The 16,856-nt window shown below is 67.0% G+C and carries 16 protein-coding genes and 1 pseudogene; 7 read left to right on the forward strand and 10 right to left on the reverse strand.

Annotated elements, in window-relative coordinates; translation table 11 throughout:
• Positions 1–5: 5 nt before the first annotated feature.
• Genes FBY21_RS13095 through FBY21_RS13105 form a run of 3 tightly spaced genes read right to left on the reverse strand, consistent with a single transcriptional unit; the run spans position 6 to position 3,494 of the window.
• On the reverse strand, positions 6–1,838 hold the full coding sequence (locus tag FBY21_RS13095; RefSeq protein WP_142011517.1) for a GldG family protein: 1,833 nt from the start codon (positions 1,836–1,838) through the stop codon (positions 6–8).
• A gap of 1 nt (position 1,839) precedes the next feature.
• On the reverse strand, positions 1,840–2,574 hold the full coding sequence (locus FBY21_RS13100) for an ABC transporter permease subunit (RefSeq protein WP_044413238.1): 735 nt from the start codon (positions 2,572–2,574) through the stop codon (positions 1,840–1,842).
• Positions 2,571–3,494: an ABC transporter ATP-binding protein gene (locus FBY21_RS13105; RefSeq protein ID WP_074969236.1), complete on the reverse strand. Its 924-nt coding sequence runs from the start codon at positions 3,492–3,494 to the stop codon at positions 2,571–2,573. Before FBY21_RS13105 ends, FBY21_RS13100 begins: the two co-directional genes overlap by 4 nt.
• 239 nt (positions 3,495–3,733) lie before the next feature.
• On the opposite strand from FBY21_RS13105, the gene plsB reads away from it, so the two are divergent.
• From plsB to FBY21_RS13125, 4 genes are all read left to right on the forward strand, one after another.
• Positions 3,734–6,238, forward strand: coding sequence for a glycerol-3-phosphate 1-O-acyltransferase PlsB (gene plsB / locus FBY21_RS13110; RefSeq protein WP_142011519.1), 2,505 nt, complete (start codon positions 3,734–3,736; stop codon positions 6,236–6,238).
• Between the two features lie 161 nt (positions 6,239–6,399).
• Positions 6,400–7,356, forward strand: coding sequence for a hypothetical protein (locus tag FBY21_RS13115; RefSeq protein ID WP_142011525.1), 957 nt, complete (start codon positions 6,400–6,402; stop codon positions 7,354–7,356).
• 71 nt (positions 7,357–7,427) lie between these two features.
• On the forward strand, positions 7,428–7,829 hold the full coding sequence (locus FBY21_RS13120) for a YbaY family lipoprotein (protein WP_044413229.1): 402 nt from the start codon (positions 7,428–7,430) through the stop codon (positions 7,827–7,829).
• A gap of 30 nt (positions 7,830–7,859) precedes the next feature.
• Positions 7,860–8,537 carry a DUF4197 domain-containing protein gene (locus FBY21_RS13125; RefSeq protein WP_044413226.1) on the forward strand — a complete coding sequence of 226 codons (678 nt, stop codon included), beginning with the start codon at positions 7,860–7,862 and terminating at the stop codon, positions 8,535–8,537.
• A gap of 45 nt (positions 8,538–8,582) precedes the next feature.
• On the opposite strand, the gene gloA is transcribed toward FBY21_RS13125, so the two are convergent.
• The 3 genes from gloA to FBY21_RS13140 all read right to left on the reverse strand — a co-directional run bounded on the left by gloA (position 8,583) and on the right by FBY21_RS13140 (position 11,393).
• Positions 8,583–8,975 carry a lactoylglutathione lyase gene (gene gloA / locus FBY21_RS13130; RefSeq protein ID WP_044413224.1) on the reverse strand — a complete coding sequence of 131 codons (393 nt, stop codon included), beginning with the start codon at positions 8,973–8,975 and terminating at the stop codon, positions 8,583–8,585.
• A 92-nt stretch (positions 8,976–9,067) separates the two neighbouring features.
• Positions 9,068–10,285 (reverse strand): argininosuccinate synthase, encoded by a 1,218-nt coding sequence (locus FBY21_RS13135; RefSeq protein ID WP_044413221.1) that lies wholly within the window; start codon positions 10,283–10,285, stop codon positions 9,068–9,070.
• A gap of 118 nt (positions 10,286–10,403) precedes the next feature.
• Positions 10,404–11,393, reverse strand: coding sequence for a flagellar protein MotY (locus FBY21_RS13140; RefSeq protein WP_074969243.1), 990 nt, complete (start codon positions 11,391–11,393; stop codon positions 10,404–10,406).
• A gap of 161 nt (positions 11,394–11,554) precedes the next feature.
• Here FBY21_RS13140 and pyrC point away from each other — a divergent pair, with 161 nt between their 5' ends.
• Both pyrC and rnt read left to right on the forward strand, forming a co-directional pair.
• Entirely contained in the window at positions 11,555–12,601 is a 1,047-nt protein-coding gene (gene pyrC / locus FBY21_RS13145) for a dihydroorotase (protein ID WP_142011528.1), read from the forward strand.
• On the forward strand, positions 12,598–13,266 hold the full coding sequence (gene rnt, locus FBY21_RS13150) for a ribonuclease T (RefSeq protein ID WP_069561313.1): 669 nt from the start codon (positions 12,598–12,600) through the stop codon (positions 13,264–13,266). The genes pyrC and rnt overlap by 4 nt, the downstream gene beginning before the upstream one ends.
• Positions 13,267–13,361: 95 nt before the next feature.
• Here the strand turns inward: rnt and FBY21_RS13155 are convergent, their stop codons facing one another.
• The 4 genes and pseudogenes from FBY21_RS13155 to FBY21_RS13170 form a co-directional block, all read right to left on the reverse strand.
• Entirely contained in the window at positions 13,362–13,853 is a 492-nt protein-coding gene (locus FBY21_RS13155; protein ID WP_142011531.1) for an STY0301 family protein, read from the reverse strand.
• Between the two features lie 78 nt (positions 13,854–13,931).
• Positions 13,932–14,048: pseudogene (locus FBY21_RS29580) on the reverse strand (hypothetical protein); the annotation flags it as partial.
• A 34-nt stretch (positions 14,049–14,082) separates the two neighbouring features.
• Positions 14,083–15,270, reverse strand: a complete 1,188-nt coding sequence (locus FBY21_RS13165) for an aromatic ring-hydroxylating oxygenase subunit alpha (RefSeq protein ID WP_142011536.1) — start codon at positions 15,268–15,270, stop codon at positions 14,083–14,085.
• 24 nt (positions 15,271–15,294) lie between these two features.
• A complete protein-coding gene (locus FBY21_RS13170; protein WP_044413205.1) occupies positions 15,295–15,897 on the reverse strand; it encodes a TetR/AcrR family transcriptional regulator in 603 nt (200 codons plus the stop codon).
• A gap of 101 nt (positions 15,898–15,998) precedes the next feature.
• On the opposite strand from FBY21_RS13170, the gene FBY21_RS13175 reads away from it, so the two are divergent.
• Entirely contained in the window at positions 15,999–16,832 is an 834-nt protein-coding gene (locus FBY21_RS13175; RefSeq protein ID WP_142011538.1) for a crotonase/enoyl-CoA hydratase family protein, read from the forward strand.
• The last annotated feature ends 24 nt before the right edge of the window (positions 16,833–16,856 follow it).

A 16,856-nucleotide genomic window follows, 5' to 3' on the forward strand; every position in this document is an offset into this window, starting at 1 on the left:
TCTCCTCAGGCGCGGCGACGGCGCCAGGCCCACAGCAGCAGCACGCCCAGGGTCAGCACCAGCGGCACCAGGGCGATGTTGATGAACTTGAGCGTGCGGCCGAGCTTCTCGATGTCGGCGTTGAGCTGGTAGTTGACCTCGCGCAGTTCCTTGCGGATGCGCAGCTTCTCCTGCATGAACTGCTGCAGGGTGGCCTGCTGCTCGGGGGTCAGCTCCAGGGCCTTGGCCGGGTCCTGGTTCTGCAGGCTGGCCAGCTTCTCCTCGGTCTCCGACAGGCGCTGCTTGAGGGCCTGCTCCTGCTCGCGGAAACGCACTTCGGCCTGGCGCTGGAGGTCTTCCACCACGGTGAAGGGGCGGGTGAAGCGACCGCGGGAGCGCACGCTGATCAGTGCCTCGGAGCCGGAGAGGTTATCCAGGGCGTTGATGGCGAAGGCGGAGTTGTCCGCCCAGGGCTGCGGCACGCGCTGGCCGAAGAAGTCCTGCACCTGCACCCACATGCGGTCGCTGAGCATGTCGGTGTCGGCGACCACGATGACGTTGATGTTGTCGGCCGACTTCAGTCCGTCCTTGCGCCCTTCGATGCCGTCGGGGAAGGCGCTCTGCGCCGGCCCGCTGATACGGGCCGCGACGGTGTAGCGGTCACCGCTGGGGTTCAGCTCGCCCATCAGCTCCTGCGGGTTACGCAGCATGGCGAAGCGCTGGGCGTCGAACGGCATGGCGTACTCGGAGCTGTGGATCAGCGGCACGAAGTGGGTCTTGGCGCCCTCCAGCGGGCGCAGGATGCCGGCGGTGGCGACCGTCAGGGTCTCCAGGTTGGCGGTGGCCACGTCGCTCGGGTCCAGCGCCTGGCGCGGCAGGGTCAGCCAGGCCGGATGACGGGCCGGGCGCTCGCCCTGGCCCATGCTCACCGACATGGCGTAGGCACCGTCGCCCAGTACCTTGCCGGGCAGCATCTCGAAGCCCCAGGCCTTGAACAGCGCCGGCAGGTCGGAGCTCTTGCCCTCGCCGCCCATCTCACCGGGCATCGGCATGGCATGGTCGGCCTCGCTCCAGGGGTCGACGAAGGCCAGCAGCTTGCCGCCCCGCAGGACGAACTGGTCAATGGCGTACTGGGTCTGCTCGGACAGGTTCTTCGGGTGCACCAGCAGCAGCACCGAGACCTTGTCGGGGATCTGGTCGACGTCGGGCTTGAGGCTCTCGATCTGGAACAGCTGGCGGATTTCCTCCATCACCATCCACGGCGAGCTGGGCTGCTGGGTCTGCATGTCGAAGCCGCCGTTGAGCGGCAGCCCGGAGAGCACGCCGACCACCGGGCGCTGGGGATGCGCCAGGCTCTGCACCAGGCGGCTGACCTCGTATTCGAGGAACTCTTCCTGGTCCAGCGGGAAGAACGGGATCACCTGGTGGTCGTCGACGCTGTTGGTGCCGGCCAGGCCGAAGTAGATGGCGTCGCCGCCCTGCTGGGCGGGCACCGCCTGGAGGCCGAACTCGGCGGCCTTGTCCTCGTCCTCGGAGAAGGGCTCGGGGTCGACGATGTGCAGCTTGATCTTGCCGTCCGCCGCCTGGGCGTAGGCCTTGAGCATCTCCTCCACGCGGCGGGCGTAGTTGCGCAGCACCACCAGGTCCTTGGCGGACTTGTCGGAGTAGAAGAAGTACAGGTTGATGGGCTCGTCCAGCTCCCCGAGGATCTGCCGGGTGCCGTCGGAGATGGTGTAGAGCTTCTGCTCGGTGAGGTCGAGGCGGGCGTTGGTCAGCGCCAGGCCCGAGACCATGTTGAACGCCAGGAAGGCCAGGGCGATGAGCAGCAGGCCGGCGCTGGAATACATCAGTTTCTTCATGTCAGTCGGCCTTCTTCAGATCGACCACCACGGCGGTGGCGGCCAGCCACGCGGCGATCAGGGAGAGGAAGTAGAGCAGGTCGCGGAGGTCGATCACGCCCTTGCTGATGGCATCGAAGCGGGTCAGGAAGCTCAGCGAGGCGACCGCGTCCAGCAACCATTGCGGGGCCCAGGCGCTGAAGGCGTCGAGCACCAGCGGGAAGCCGCTGACGATGAACAGGAAGCACACCACCACGGCGAGGATGAAGGCGATCACCTGGTTCTTGGCCAGCGCCGACATGCACGAGCCCACCGCCAGGTAGGAGCCGGCCAGCAGCCAGCTGCCGATGTAGCCGGTGACGATGGCGCCGTTGTCCGGCTCGCCCAGGTAGTTGACGGTGATGACCATGGGGAAGGTCAGCAGCAGCGCCAGGCCGGCGAAGGCCCAGGCGGCGAGGAACTTGCCGGTGACCGCCTCGAAGCGGGTGACCGGCAGGGTCATCAGCAGTTCGATGGAGCCGGACTTGCGCTCCTCCGCCCACAGGCGCATGGCGATGGCCGGCACCAGGAACAGGTAGAGCCAGGGGTGGAAGTTGAAGAAGGGCGCCAGGCTCGCCTGGCCGCTCTCGAAGAAACCGCCCAGGTAGAAGGTGAAGACCCCGGACAGCACCAGGAAGATCACGATGAACACATAGGCCAGCGGGGTGGCGAAATAGCTCGCCAGCTCACGCTTGAAGATGACCGGCAACTGCTTCATGCCGCTTCCCCCCGGGTCAGGCTGCGGAAGACTTCATCGAGGCGGCCGCGCTCCACGTCCAGCTCCTTGACCCGCCAGCCACGCTGGTGGATGAGCTGGTTGACCTGCGGGAAGATCACCTCGCCCGGCTTGGCCAGCACCGTCAGGCCACCGCCAGCGGCGTTTTCCTCGACACCGGCAACGCCCGGCAACACGGCCAGCGCCAGCGGATCGAGGGGCTCGTCGGCCACCAGGGTCACCGCCTGGTGGTAGCGGGAGCGGCGCTCCAGCTCGTAGGGGGTGTCGTCGGCCACCAGCTTGCCGGCGGCGATCACCACCGCGCGGGTGCACACCGCCGTCACCTCTTCGAGGATGTGGGTGGAGATGATCACGATCTTGTCCCGGGCCAGGCTCTGGATGAGCTGGCGTACCTGGTGCTTCTGGTTCGGGTCGAGGCCGTCGGTGGGCTCGTCGAGGATCAGCACGCGGGGGTCATGGAGGATGGCCTGGGCCAGCCCGACGCGGCGCTTGAAGCCCTTGGACAGGGTCTCGATGCTCTGCCCGAGCACCTTGTCCAGCTCCACCTGGCCAGCGGCCTGGGCGACGCGGGCCTTCTTCTCGGCGCCACGGAAGCCACGGATCTCGGCGATGAATTCGAGGAAGCCGCGCACCGTCATGTCGCCGTAGCAGGGCGCGCCCTCGGGCAGGTAGCCGAGGCTGCGCTGGGCCTGCAGGGTCTGGGTCTGGATGTCGTGGCCGAAGATGCTGGCGGTGCCGGAGGTCGGCGCCAGGAAACCGGTGAGCATCTTCATGGTGGTGGACTTGCCGGCGCCATTCGGGCCGAGAAAGCCGAGCACTTCCCCCGGCTCGACCGCGAAGGACAGGTCGTCCACGGCGGTGTGCTGCGCGAATCGTCTGGTCAGTTTTCTTATGTCGATCATGGCCTCTACCCCAACGGGAAAAGCCCCCGGCCATGCTGGCCTCAGGGGCCCTGCAAAACGCCGGCGGACTATAAGGAGTCTCCCGGCGGCATAGCAAGACAGCGAAGCGTGCCGAAAGTTTCCTGCTGTAACGTGGGATTCAGCCCTGCAAAAGCGGGATTCGGCTTTTTGCGGCGGGTCAGCGAATACGGCACACTAGCCGCCCCGAGCACACGCTCGTTCCACACCACGACGCCCGTATGACCCGTTCCCCGTTCCGCCGCCTGGCCTTCGGCACCCTGCGCCGCCTCCTCTACCTGTGGGTGCGCTCGGAAACCATCAACCAGTCCGCCTTCACCCTCAAGCTCGACCGCAGCAAGCCCGTGCTCTACGTGCTGCAGCAACCCTCGGCCAGCGACCTGGCGGTGGTGGACCGGGAATGCACCAAGGCCGGCCTGCCGCGCCCGGTGCTGCCCGTGGCAGTGGGCGACAGCCTGGAGCCGGCCGCCTTCTTCTACCTGACCCCGGAGCCGGGCTGGTTCGGCGGGCAGGACAAGCGCGGCACCTCGCCGACCCTGGTGCGGGTGCTGGACGCCATCCAGCAGCACGCGGTGGATGACGCGCAGATCATCCCGGTGACGGTGTTCTGGGGCCAGTCCCCGGACCGCGAGACCAGCCCCTGGAAGCTGCTGTTCGCCGACAGCTGGGCCGTGACCGGGCGCCTGCGCAAGCTGGTCAGCATCCTCATCCTCGGGCGCAAGACCCGTGTGCAGTTCTCCGCCCCCATCCACCTGCGCGAGCTGATCGCCCAGGGCAAGGGGCCGGAGCGCACCCAGCGCATGGTGCAGCGCATCCTGCGGGTGCACTTCCGCAACCAGAAGACCGCCGTGATCGGCCCCGACCTCTCCCACCGCCGCAACCTGGTGAAAGGGCTGGTGCATGCGCCGCTGGTGCGCCAGGCCATCGCCGAGGAAGCCGAGCGCGAGAAGATCAGCCCGGCCAAGGCCGAGGCCCAGGCGCTGAAGTACGGCAACGAGATCGCCTCCGACTTCGCCTACACGGCGATCCGCTTCCTCGAAGTGGTGCTGAGCTGGTTCTGGAACAAGCTCTACGAGGGCATCAAGGTCAACCACATCGAGGGCGTGCAGGACATCGCCCAGGGTCACGAAGTGATCTACGTGCCCTGCCACCGCAGCCACATCGACTACCTGCTGCTGTCCTACCTGCTGTTCCGCAACGGCCTGACGCCGCCGCACATCGCCGCCGGCATCAACCTCAACATGCCGGTGATCGGCGGCCTGCTGCGCCGTGGCGGCGCCTTTTTCATGCGCCGTACCTTCAAGGGCAACCCGCTCTACACCTCGGTGTTCAACGAGTACCTGCACACCCTGTTCAGCCGTGGCTTCCCGGTGGAGTACTTCGTCGAGGGCGGGCGCTCGCGCACCGGGCGCATGCTGCACCCGAAGACCGGCATGCTCGCCATCACCCTGCGCAGCTTCCTGCGCTCCTCGCGCCTGCCCATCGTCTTCGTCCCGGTGTACATCGGCTACGAGCGCGTGCTGGAAGGCCGCACCTACCTGGGCGAGCTGCGCGGCGCGAGCAAGAAGAAGGAGTCGATCTTCGACATCTTCAAGGTCATCGGCGCCCTGAAGCTGCGTTTCGGCAGCGTCGCGGTGAACTTCGGCGAGCCGATCAAGCTGGCGGAGTTCCTCGACCAGCAGCAACCGGACTGGCGCGCCCAGGAACTGGGACCGCAGTTCCGCCCGGCCTGGCTCAACGACACCACCAACCGCCTGGCCGTGCGCATCGCCCGCCACCTCAACGACGCGGCGGCGATCAACCCGGTCAACCTGGTGGCCCTGGCGCTGCTGTCCACCAGCCGCCTGGCGCTGGACGAACGTGCGCTGACCCGCGTCCTGGACCTGTACCTGGCCCTGCTGCGCGCGGTGCCCTACTCGCCCCACGCCACCCTGCCGGAAGGCGACGGCCAGGCGCTGATCCAGTACGTGCAGAGCATGGACCTGCTGGCCGAGCAGAAGGACGCCCTGGGCAAGATCCTCTACCTGGACGAGCAGAACGCCGTCCTGATGACCTACTACCGCAACAACGTGCTGCACATCTTCGCCCTGCCGGGGCTGCTGGCCAGCTTCTTCCAGAGCAGCGGACGCAGCAGCCGCGAGCAGATCCTGCGCTACACCCGCGCCCTATACCCGTACCTGCAGGCCGAGCTGTTCATCCGCTGGAACCTGGACGAGCTGGACGCGGTGGTGGACCAGTGGCTGGCCGCCTTCGTCGAGCAGGGGCTGCTGAAGGTGGAGAACGACGTGTACGTGCGCCCGGCGCCCAGCTCGCGGCAGTTCGTGCTGCTGACGCTGATGTCCCGCGCCATCGCCCAGACGCTGCAGCGCTTCTACATGGCCATCGCCCTGCTGCTCAATGCCGGGCAGAACCAGCTCACCGCCGAGGAGCTGGAGAACCTGTGCACCGTCATGGCCCAGCGCCTGTCGATCCTCCATGGCCTCAACGCCCCGGAGTTCTTCGACAAGACGCTGTTCCGCCACTTCATCCAGACCCTGCTGGACCAGCGCGTGCTGCGCCAGGGCGAAGCCGGCAAGCTCAGCTACCACCCCGAGCTGGGCGACCTGGCCGAGGGCGCGGCCAAGCGCGTGCTCACCGCCGAGATCCGTCTCTCCATCCGCCAGGTGGCACTGGAGCGCCAGACGGACGAAGCCCCCCAGGACGAGCCGCAAGCCGAAGCCTCCTGATCCAGGCGGGCGGCTTCGGCCGCCCGCTTTCTGCTTCGCCCACTAGAAGAAATGCCCTACAAGCCGGACAGAATCCCCCGAGGGGCTGCCTGTCCGGCCCTCAGTACCATGGCGGCTGCGCATTCGCGCGTCCTTCTGCCCTCTTCACCCAGGGAACCCCCATGCTGCTGAGAACCATCACCGTCGAGAACGGCCAGCGGGAGGCGTTCAACGCCGCCGTGCTGTGCAGCCTCGCCATCCCCGAGATCGAAGCCAACGTCCTCGTCTACACCCTCAATGAAGCCGGGCCCCAGGGCACGTCCTGGGTCTACCTCGCCGCCCTGGCGCCCCTGGCCGAGGGGGGATACCAGTTGAGCAGCCTGGACGAGCGCGCCTGCCAGGTCGCCCGCCGGGCGTTGCGCCAGATCATCGAAGGCGCGCGCGGGAATCGCGATGCGGCCACCGCCTACCACTTCATCCGCATCGAACGCCTGGGCCCGCCCCTCACCCCGCACCCCACCTGCATGGAACAGCACCACCCGCTGACCCTCGGCCCCGGCGCCATCCAGACACTGCTGGCCTGCCGCAGCAGCGACAACATCGGCGCGCCCTTCTACTCGGCCCATCCGCTGCCCTACCAGCCCTACGAATCCCCCCTGCACGACTCGCCAGTGGCGACGGTGGAGCCCCGGCAGGCAGCAGACGCGCCCGAGCACCCAGCCCCGGTGCCCCACAACGCCAGCCGCAGCGAACAGATGCTCAGGGAGGTGCAGGCCACCCTCAACACCCTGGTGGAGATGGCCGGCGTGTTCACCCGCCGCCAGCCGGACAGCAGCCCCCTTCAGCCAGACCCGGGACTGGCCGAGCGCGAGCGCGAGCTGCAGGCACAGGAAGCCCGTCTGCAGGCACTGGAGGCCCAGCTCCAGGCGCGCCAGGACGAACAGGAGCAGCGCCGCACGCGTCTGGCCGAGCACGAAGCCGCCCTCGATCGTCGCGCTGCGGAGCTGGATGTGCAGATCGAGAAGCTGGTGGCCGCCAAGGAGCGCCTTCGCCGGCTGATGCGCACCGTCAACGAGAACGTCCACGTGAACAACACGCTGGGCGCCATCGGCAAGGCCCTGCCGGTGGTCGATGACTGAACCGGCGATGCCGCCAGCCCGGTCTGCCCCGACGCTCTATAGTGTGTGGGGTCCAATCACGGAATGTACTCATGAAAAGAACCTTGCCCCTGCTCTTCGCCAGCCTGCTGCTCGGCGCCTGCACCACCCCGCAAACGGCCTCGATGGCCCAGCTCGAAGGCGAGGTGTACTACCTGCAGCGCATGGCCCTGCCGCCGGATGCAACCCTGCGGGTCACCCTGGTGGACGTCTCTCTGGCGGATGCCCCCGCCCGCGAACTGGCTCACCAGCAGGGCCGCATCGAGGGCCAGGTGCCCCTGGCCTTCCAGCTCAGCTACGACCCGGCCAACCTGCAGAGCGGCCACCAGTACGCCGTGGCGGCGCGCATTGAGCTCGACGGCAAGCTGATGTTCATCAGCAGCGAACGCCACTCGGTTAAACTCGACGGCACCGACCCGCAGCCCCTGCGCATCCGGGTCGACCCGGTTCGCTGATCCGAACTCCACCAGCCCAAGGAAGCCCTCATGTTCCGACTCACTGCCCTGGTCGCCGGCCTGGCCCTCTCCGTCAACGCCTTCGCCCTCTCCCTCAGCGACCTCAGCCAGCAGGACGCCGCCGGCGGCCTGAAGGATGCCCTCACCCAAGGCGCCAAGGTCGCCGTGCAGCAGCTCGGCAAGCCGGGCGGCTTCAGCAACAACCCCGAGGTGCGCATCGAACTGCCCGGCAAGCTGGGCAAGGCCGCCAAGACCATGAAGATGATGGGCATGGGCGACCAGGTGGAGCAGCTGGAAACCAGCATGAACAAGGCCGCCGAGGCCGCGGTACCGCAGGCCCAGGCCCTGCTGGTGGACGCGGTGAAGAAGATGACCGTGCAGGACGCCAAGGGCATCCTCACCGGCCCGCAGGACTCCGCCACCCAGTACCTGAACAAGACCAGCCGCGAGCAACTGCGTGCCAAGTTCCTGCCCATCGTGAAGAAGGCCACCGACCAGGTCGGCCTGGCGCAGCAGTACAACAGCTTCGCCGGCCAGGCCGCGAGCTTCGGCGTGGTGGACGCCAAGAGCGCCAACATCGAGAGCTACGTGACCGAAGAGGCGCTGGATGGCCTGTTCAAGATGATCGCCGAGCAGGAAGCGAGCATCCGCCAGAACCCGGCCGGTGCCGCCACCAGCCTGGCGAAGAAGGTGTTCGGCGTGCTCTGAGCCCGTCCGCGCCAAAAAAAGCCCGGCATCTGCCGGGCTTTTTTGTCAGTCGTTGCGCGAAGGCGACAGCAACTCGATCTTGTAGCCGTCCGGGTCCTCGACGAAGGCCAGGATGCTGGTGCCGTGCTTCATCGGCCCCGGCTCGCGGGTGACCTTGCCGCCACGGGCGCGGATGTCCTCGCAGGCCTTGTAGACGTCCGCCACTTCCAGGGCGATGTGGCCGTAGCCGGTGCCCAGCTCGTACTTGTCCACGCCCCAGTTGTGGGTCAGCTCGATCACGCTGTTGTGGGCCTCGTCGCCGTAGCCGACGAACGCCAGGGTGAACTGGCCGTCCGGGTAGTCCTTGCGACGCAGCAGGGTCATGCCCAGGACTTCGGTGTAGAAGGCGATGGATTTGTCCAGATCGCCGACGCGCAGCATGGTATGCAGCAGTCTCATCAGGGATTCCTCTTGGTTGCCCGATCAGGGCTCATAAAAGCAGAACCCCGGCTCGTGGCCGGGGTTCCTTTTGGCACGGGGCGCTCAGCTTATCAGAACAGCTTGCGGCCCTTGCCGGCGGCGATGCGCATGCGCAGGGCGTTGAGCTTGATGAAGCCCGCCGCGTCCGCCTGGTTGTACGCGCCGCCATCTTCTTCGAAGGTGGCGATGTTGGCGTCGAACAGCGAGTCGTCGGACTTGCGGCCCACGACGATGACGTTGCCCTTGTACAGCTTCAGGCGTACCACGCCATTCACGTTGGCCTGGGAGGCGTCGATCATCTGCTGCAGCATCAGGCGCTCGGGGCTCCACCAGTAGCCGGTGTAGATGAGGCTGGCGTACTTGGGCATCAGCTCGTCTTTCAGGTGGGCCACTTCGCGGTCCAGGGTGATGGACTCGATGGCGCGGTGGGCCTTGAGCATGATGGTGCCGCCGGGGGTCTCGTAGCAGCCGCGGGACTTCATGCCGACGTAGCGGTTCTCGACGATGTCGAGGCGGCCGATGCCGTTCTCGCCACCGATGCGGTTCAGCTCGGTCAGCACCTGGGCCGGGGTCATGTCCTTGCCGTCGATGGCGACGATGTCACCGGCGCGGTAGGTCAGCTCGATGTAGGTCGGGGTGTTCGGTGCAGCTTCCGGGGACTTGGTCCAGCGCCACATGTCCTCTTCGTGCTCGGTCCAGGTGTCTTCCAGCACGCCGCCCTCATAGGAGATGTGCAGCAGGTTGGCGTCCATGGAGTACGGGGACTTCTTCTTGCCGTGGCGCTCGATCGGGATGCCATGCTTCTCGGCGTAGTCCATCAGCTTCTCGCGGGACAGCAGGTCCCACTCGCGCCAGGGGGCGATGACCTTGACGCCCGGCTTCAGCGCGTAGGCGCCCAGCTCGAAGCGGACCTGATCGTTGCCCTTGCCGGTGGCACCGTGGGAGATGGCGTCGGCGCCGGTCTCGTTGGCGATCTCGATCAGGCGCTTGGCGATCAGCGGGCGGGCGATGGAGGTGCCCAGCAGGTACTCGCCTTCGTAGATGGTGTTGGCGCGGAACATCGGGAACACGAAGTCGCGGACGAACTCTTCGCGCAGGTCATCGATGTAGATTTCCTTGACGCCCATGGCCTGGGCCTTGGCACGGGCCGGCTCGACCTCCTCGCCCTGGCCGAGGTCGGCGGTGAAGGTCACCACTTCGCAGTTATAGGTATCTTGCAGCCACTTCAGGATCACCGAGGTGTCCAGGCCACCGGAATAAGCCAGGACAACCTTCTTCACGTCCGCCATGCCATCAACTCCACGGGGTTGTACGAAAACCGGGGATTCTACTGACCCTGGCGGCCAAATTACAGTGGCGCGACAGGCAATGACGACCAGGCGACAGATTCTTTCGATCCGGCGCCGCTCAGGAGGCGGACGCCGGCTTGGCAGGCGCCGGGCTGGCGGTCGGGGGCACGGCAGGCGCCGTGGAGGGTGCGGCAGGGGCCGCCGCCGGTGCCGGCTCGGTGGCCGGTGCGGCGGCTGGGTTTTCCGCCGGGGGGGCCTCCGGCTCCTTGGACAGGGCCACGGCGACCCGGCGGTTCTTCGCCCGGTTGGCCTCGTTGGTGTTGGGCACCAGCGGATAGCGCTCGCCGTGGAAGCGCATCACCATCTGCGACTCCGGCACGCCATTGGCCTTGAAGTAGTCGAACACCGCCAGCGCCCGGCGCCGCGACAGGTCGCGGTTGGTCAGGCGGTTGCCGGCGTTGTCGGAGTGGCCGTCGATCTCGATATGGTTCACCGCCGGGTCGGCCTTCATGTAGTCGAGGACGATCTCCAGCTTGGCGCGGGCCATCGGGTCCAGCGCCACGCCGCCGCCGGGAAAGCCCAGCTCCAGCTTCTTCACCTGATCGAAGTTCACCGGCAGCAGCTTGGCGGTGCAGGCCAGGTAGTCGTTGTAGGCCTTGTTGAAATGCACCGGCAGCAAGCGCACCTCCAGGGCGTCCCCGCCCTGCTGGGTGCGGTGGCGCACCAGCGGGCTGCGCCCCTCCAGCAGGCCGGTGAGCAGGCGCCCGCCCTGCAACTGGTTGCTGTTGAACGGCACTTCGCCGTTGCCCACCGCCACGGCACCGAGGTTGATGTCGCCGCGCCCGGGCTGCCAGGGCGCCGCCGCCGCCAGCAAAGTCGCCTGGCCGCCGCCCATCCAGCGTTCGTTGGGCTTGAGGCGGAAGGTGACCTGCTCGCCGGCACGGCGGACGAACTCGCCGCTGCCGAAGTCGGTGATCGGCTGCGACAGGCGGCACTCGAACTTGTCCCCTTCCACCTTCCACTCCACCTTCTCCAGGCGGGTCTGGAAGGTGATGGCCATGGCCGGCAGGGCAATGAGGCTGAGCAGGGCGATGGGAAAAGCGCGCACGGCTGGCTCCGGGGAAAGACGTCAGGTTCACAAGGGCTATCGGTGCGAAGGCGGAAAACTTAAGCGCCGTTCGGCGCCCTCGGGCCTGAAGCGCCGCCCGTGCCCCGGCCGGGCTTTTCCGGTAGCATGCACGCCGAGTTTCACCCGCCTGGAATCCCCCCATGTCCGACCGCCTGACCCTGCTGCGTCCCGACGACTGGCACATCCACCTGCGTGATGGCGCCGTGCTGGCCCACACCGTGGCCGATGCCGCGCGCACCTTCGGCCGCGCCATCATCATGCCCAACCTGGTGCCCCCGGTGCGCAACGCCGTGGAAGCCGACGCTTACCGCCAGCGCATCCTCGCCGCCCGTCCGGCCGGCAGCGGGTTCGAACCGCTGATGGTGCTGTACCTCACCGACCGCACCCGCCCCGAGGACATCCGCGCCGCCAAGGCCAGCGGTTTCGTCCACGCCGCCAAGCTCTACCCGGCAGGCGCCACCACCAACTCCGATTCCGGGGTGACGCGCATCGACGCCATCTTCCCGGTGCTGGAAGCCATGGCCGAAGTCGGCATGCTGCTGCTGGTGCACGGCGAAGTGACCCGCAGCGAGATCGACGTGTTCGACCGCGAGAAGGCCTTCATCGACGAGCACCTGGTGCGCGTCGTCGAGCGCTTCCCCACCCTGAAGGTGGTGTTCGAGCACATCACCACCGGTGACGCCGTGCAGTTCGTGCGCTCGGCCTCCAGCAACGTGGGCGCCACCATCACCGCCCACCACCTGCTGTACAACCGCAACCACATGCTGGTGGGCGGCATCCGCCCGCACTTCTATTGCCTGCCGATCCTCAAGCGCAACGTGCACCAGGAAGCCCTGCTGGACGCCGCCACCAGCGGCAGCCCGCAATTCTTCCTCGGCACCGACTCCGCGCCCCACGCCCAGCACGCCAAGGAAGCCGCCTGCGGCTGCGCCGGCTGCTACACCGCGTACGCGGCCATCGAGCTGTACGCCGAGGCCTTCGAGCAGCGCAACGCCCTGGACAAGCTGGAAGCCTTTGCCAGCCACCACGGCCCCGATTTCTACGGCCTGCCGCGCAACACCGACACCATCACCCTGGTACGCGAGGACTGGACCGCTCCGGCCACCCTGCCCCTGGGCGACAACAGCGTGGTGCCCCTGCGCGCGGGTGAAACCCTGCGTTGGCGACTGCTGGAGGGCCAGGCGTGAGCGAGGAATTCTTCGACGACGAACTCGACGGCAGCCTGCCGTCCGGCCCGCGCCACCCGATGGCGGCACGCTTCCGTGGCTACCTGCCGGTGGTGGTGGACGTGGAGACCGGTGGTTTCAACTGCGCCACCGACGCCCTGCTGGAGATCGCCGCCACCACCATCTCGATGGATGAAGGCGGCTTCCTCTACCCGGACCACACGCACTTCTTCCGGGTCGAGCCCTTCGAGGGCGCCAACATCGAACAGGCCGCCCTGGAGTTCACCGGGATCAAGCTGGACCACCCGCTGCGCATGGCCGTGACCGAGGAACATGCCCTGGGCGAGATCTTCCGGGGCCTGCGCAAGTCCATCAAGGCACATGGCTGCAAGCGCGCCATCCTCGTGGGGCACAACAGCAGCTTCGACCTGGGCTTCCTGAATGCCGCCGTGAACCGCACCGGCATCAAGCGCAACCCCTTCCACCCCTTCTCCAGCTTCGACACCGCCACCCTGGCGGGCCTGGCCTACGGCCAGACGGTGCTGGCCAAGGCCTGCCAGGCCGCCGGCATCGAATTCGATGGCCGCGAGGCACACTCGGCACGCTACGACACCGAGAAGACGGCCGAGCTGTTCTGCGGCATCGTCAACCGCTGGAAGGAAATGGGCGGCTGGATCGACGACTGATCCCACCGCCACGAAAAAGGCCGCCCGTACCGGTACGCGCGGCCTTTTTCATGACGTTTCGACAACCAGGCGGGCGCCTGGCTGACCTGCCCAGGCTATTGCCCCGTGCCGGTATCACCAGGTGATTCGGCAGGTTCGCAATACAGGGTGTAAGCGTGGGGTCCAGTACGGACGTCTTCCTCTATCCAGCACCCCTGAACAGGGCGGTCGATTTTCTTCGTCAGGACCACATAGTCCCCTGAATAGCGGCAGACCAGCCACAACCCTAACTCGTTATCGATCAGGCCATTGAGTTCTCCCCAACCATCTCGCTCCTTGCCGCCCAGCAGGAAAGGCTCGAGCTTTAGATCCGCTAGCTCTTCCGGAGGCCCCAGAACGAGTCCCAGCCCCTCTACCCTGAGCTTGTTGCGCCTCGACTTCGCCACCCATCCTTCCGGCGCTGCTACGACGCCTGGTGACTCCACATCTACATAAGTCGGGCACTGCAGTTCATAAGCGGCGGCCCCCTGACTCCAGAACACGGCGGACAGCAGGCCTATCCAGAGAAAAAATCCCTTGTTCAAATCGAAAACCTCCTTCGACAGCAAGTGGAAAATCCACCCCGTCACTCGCAGCATTCAGCGGTTTGCAAAACGGGGGCCGAAGCCCCCGTTCTCATTTCCTGATCAGGCCCGCTCGGCCGACTTGACCCTGAACCAGGCCGCGTAGAGCGCCGGCAGGAACAGCAGCGTCAGCGCCGTGGCGACGATCAGGCCGCCCATGATAGCCACCGCCATGGGGCCGGTGCCTGCCCCAGGAGAACCAGCAATACGATGATCAGGGCCTCGGTGAGCCCCCGGGCGAACCCTCCCCGCCCAGCACATCGACGCGGGAATCCCCCAGCACCTCGTCCAGGCCTTGGTGAAACCAGCGCAATGCCTGCTCGTAGCGCCCATGCCAGAGGCGGTCGCTGGCGCCGGCGCGGATGCCTTCCTGTACCCGCGCGGCCAGGGCGAAGTCTTCCTCCAGGGCGGAATAGAGGATCTCGTTGTTCCTCTCGAAATAGCGCCGGGCCTTGTCCGTCGCCGGCTCCTCCAGCAGCAGGTTGTAGCCCAGCACACGGGTGGCCAGCGGGCCATCGGGGAATACGCTGGAGAAGTCGATGTGGTCCGGCTCAACCAGCATCAGGGTGTTGGGCCAGAGGAAGTACAGCAGGTTGCCGTGGCGGCGCAGGTCCCACTCGGACTCGGGCTGCGCCAGCACCTCGCGCAGGTTGCGCTTCACGTAGTAGTTGCGGATATGCCGGCCGAAGCGCTCGAACAGCCCGAGGTTGGGCCAGAACAGGTGGTCGATGGTGGCCTGGTGTGCCTTGGCGACGTGGTAGTTCTCCAGGAAGGTGTCGATGGTCAGCTTCCAGTTCACCGGCCGGCGGATGTCGCGCGGGTCGAAGATCACGTGGTCATCCAGGGCGAAGCTGTCGAAATCGGCGAGTATCTCCGGTCCGAAGAAGGCATCCATGTCCAGCGCAGGGCCCGGCGAGTGCCGCGCCCAGATGGCGCCGAAGCGTTCGGCCACCGGCACCTCGGTGAGGTTCAGGCAGCCCCGGTCGATCCCCTCGAAACCATAGCCGTGGGGAATGCCACGCAGTTGCCCATCGGGGTTGTAGGCCCAGGCGTGATAGGGGCAGACGAACACCCGGTTGGCCCCTTCCGGCTCGGCCACCAGTTGCGTGCCACGGTGCTTGCAGACGTTGAGGAAACCGCGCAACGCCCCCGCTTCGTCACGCACCAGCAGCAATGGCGCCAGCAGGTCGCGGGTGATGAAGCGACCCGCCGTCACCTCGCTGGAGCGCGCCACCAGCAGTGGCTCGCGGCGCAAGACCTCGTCCCGCTCACGCCGATGGCGCGCCTCGTCGAGGTAGCTGTCCACCGTGAGGGACGAGGGCATCTCCAGGCAATCGGAAACGCCCTGTTCGGCCAGCGCCAATGCCTTCCTCAGCAATTCAACCTGGGTCGCGTGCTGCATGCCTGCCTCTTCTTGTTGTTGGGGTCATGTCGGCTGGAGTGGCGCCAGGGCACCACGGATGAAATGCCAGAGCTGCCGCGACAGCTGGTCGGCCGGCGGACGCGGCGAGCGGCCAAGCGCCTCCAGCAGGGCCTGGTGCATGCCGCCGAGGATCATCGCCGAGACCAGCTCCGGGTCGAGGCTGGCGTTCAACTGCCCGGCGGCCTGGCCCCGGCGGATGTTGTCGGCGCCCTGGCGTACGTTCTCGGTGATGCGCCGGGCCTCCAGCGCCGCCACTTCGGGCTCACGCGCCAGGCTCACCAGCAGCAGCGGTGCCAGGGGCTCGGCGTAGACGAACTCCACCGCACGGCGCACCCGCTGCTCCTCACGGCTGCACCAGTCCTCGGCGCCGGGCAGCGGGTCGGCAGCCATCACCTCGGCCTGGTAGCGGTCATGGAAGTCCTCCGCCACCGCTGCCAGCAGCCCGGCGCGGGAGGCGAAATAGCGGTAGATCAGCCCCACCGAGACGCCGGCCCGCTCCGCCACCCGTCCCACTTCCAGGCCGCCGCCGAGCTCCAGCAATTCGTCGCGGGCGGCGTCCAGCAGGCTGGCACGGGTTCTCTGGGCCTTGGGGGAAAGATCGGTCATGGGGCTCTCGATAAAGCAGTGGACAGAAAAAGTGAATTCAGTTTACTTATTTATCCTGACACGCCAAGCCCCGATCCAACAAAAAACAACGGAGCGCTTCCATGACCGATTCCACCGTCCACTACGCGGTCGACGGCCGCATCGCCACCCTCACCCTGAACCGCCCCGAGCGGCTCAACGCCATCGACGACCGCCTGCCCGCCGACCTGGAAGCCGCCGTGCTGCGCGCCAATGCCGACGACGCGGTGCACGTCATCGTCCTCACCGGTGCCGGGCGCGGCTTCTGCAGCGGCTACGACCTGAAGTTCTTCGCCGAGAACCCGCGCGGCATCTACGGCAGCCAGGAAATGCCCTGGGACCCGATGGTCGACTACGCGCTGATGAAGAAGAACACCGAGCACTTCATGAGCCTGTTCCGCAGCTACAAGCCAGTGATCGCCAAGGTGCACGGCCCGGCGGTGGCCGGCGGCAGCGACATCGCCCTGTGCTGCGACCTGATCCTGATGGCCGACGAAGCGGTGATCGGCTACCCGCCGGCGCGGGTCTGGGGCTGCCCGACCACCGCCATGTGGGTCTACCGCCTGGGCCCGGAGAAGGCCAAGCGCATGCTCCTCACCGGTGACCTCATCGACGGCCGCGAGGCTCAGCGCCTGGGACTGGTCTACCAGAGCGTGCCCCTGACCGAGCTGGACGCGGCGGTGGAAGCGCTGACCGCACGCATGCAGGGCATCCCCAGGAACCAGCTGATGATGCAGAAGCTGATGATCAACCAGGCCTTTCACAACATGGGCCTGGAGACCACGCAGATGTTCGCCACACTCTTCGATGGCATCACCCGCCACAGCCCGGAAGGTGTGCGTTTCAAGGCGCGCTGCGAGGAGGTGGGCTTCGCCCAGGCGGTGAAGGAGCGCGACTCGGGCCAACCGATTCCCTGAGCCGTCCCCGCCCGTCCAGCCCGA

This window comes from Pseudomonas sp. SLBN-26 (assembly GCF_006715895.1).
Taxonomy (GTDB): Bacteria; Pseudomonadota; Gammaproteobacteria; order Pseudomonadales; family Pseudomonadaceae; genus Metapseudomonas; species Metapseudomonas otitidis.

Coding starts and splice junctions, on each gene's coding strand:
- FBY21_RS13170 (WP_044413205.1), bottom strand. CDS start 15,897: ATGACCGATCTTTCCCCCAAGGCCCAGAGAACCCGTGCCAGCCTGCTG.
- FBY21_RS13120 (WP_044413229.1), top strand. CDS start 7,428: ATGAAAAGAACCTTGCCCCTGCTCTTCGCCAGCCTGCTGCTCGGCGCC.
- FBY21_RS13135 (WP_044413221.1), bottom strand. CDS start 10,285: ATGGCGGACGTGAAGAAGGTTGTCCTGGCTTATTCCGGTGGCCTGGAC.
- FBY21_RS13125 (WP_044413226.1), top strand. CDS start 7,860: ATGTTCCGACTCACTGCCCTGGTCGCCGGCCTGGCCCTCTCCGTCAAC.
- FBY21_RS13105 (WP_074969236.1), bottom strand. CDS start 3,494: ATGATCGACATAAGAAAACTGACCAGACGATTCGCGCAGCACACCGCC.
- plsB (WP_142011519.1), top strand. CDS start 3,734: ATGACCCGTTCCCCGTTCCGCCGCCTGGCCTTCGGCACCCTGCGCCGC.
- FBY21_RS13175 (WP_142011538.1), top strand. CDS start 15,999: ATGACCGATTCCACCGTCCACTACGCGGTCGACGGCCGCATCGCCACC.
- FBY21_RS13165 (WP_142011536.1), bottom strand. CDS start 15,270: ATGCAGCACGCGACCCAGGTTGAATTGCTGAGGAAGGCATTGGCGCTG.
- FBY21_RS13115 (WP_142011525.1), top strand. CDS start 6,400: ATGCTGCTGAGAACCATCACCGTCGAGAACGGCCAGCGGGAGGCGTTC.
- gloA (WP_044413224.1), bottom strand. CDS start 8,975: ATGAGACTGCTGCATACCATGCTGCGCGTCGGCGATCTGGACAAATCC.
- FBY21_RS13095 (WP_142011517.1), bottom strand. CDS start 1,838: ATGAAGAAACTGATGTATTCCAGCGCCGGCCTGCTGCTCATCGCCCTG.
- pyrC (WP_142011528.1), top strand. CDS start 11,555: ATGTCCGACCGCCTGACCCTGCTGCGTCCCGACGACTGGCACATCCAC.
- FBY21_RS13100 (WP_044413238.1), bottom strand. CDS start 2,574: ATGAAGCAGTTGCCGGTCATCTTCAAGCGTGAGCTGGCGAGCTATTTC.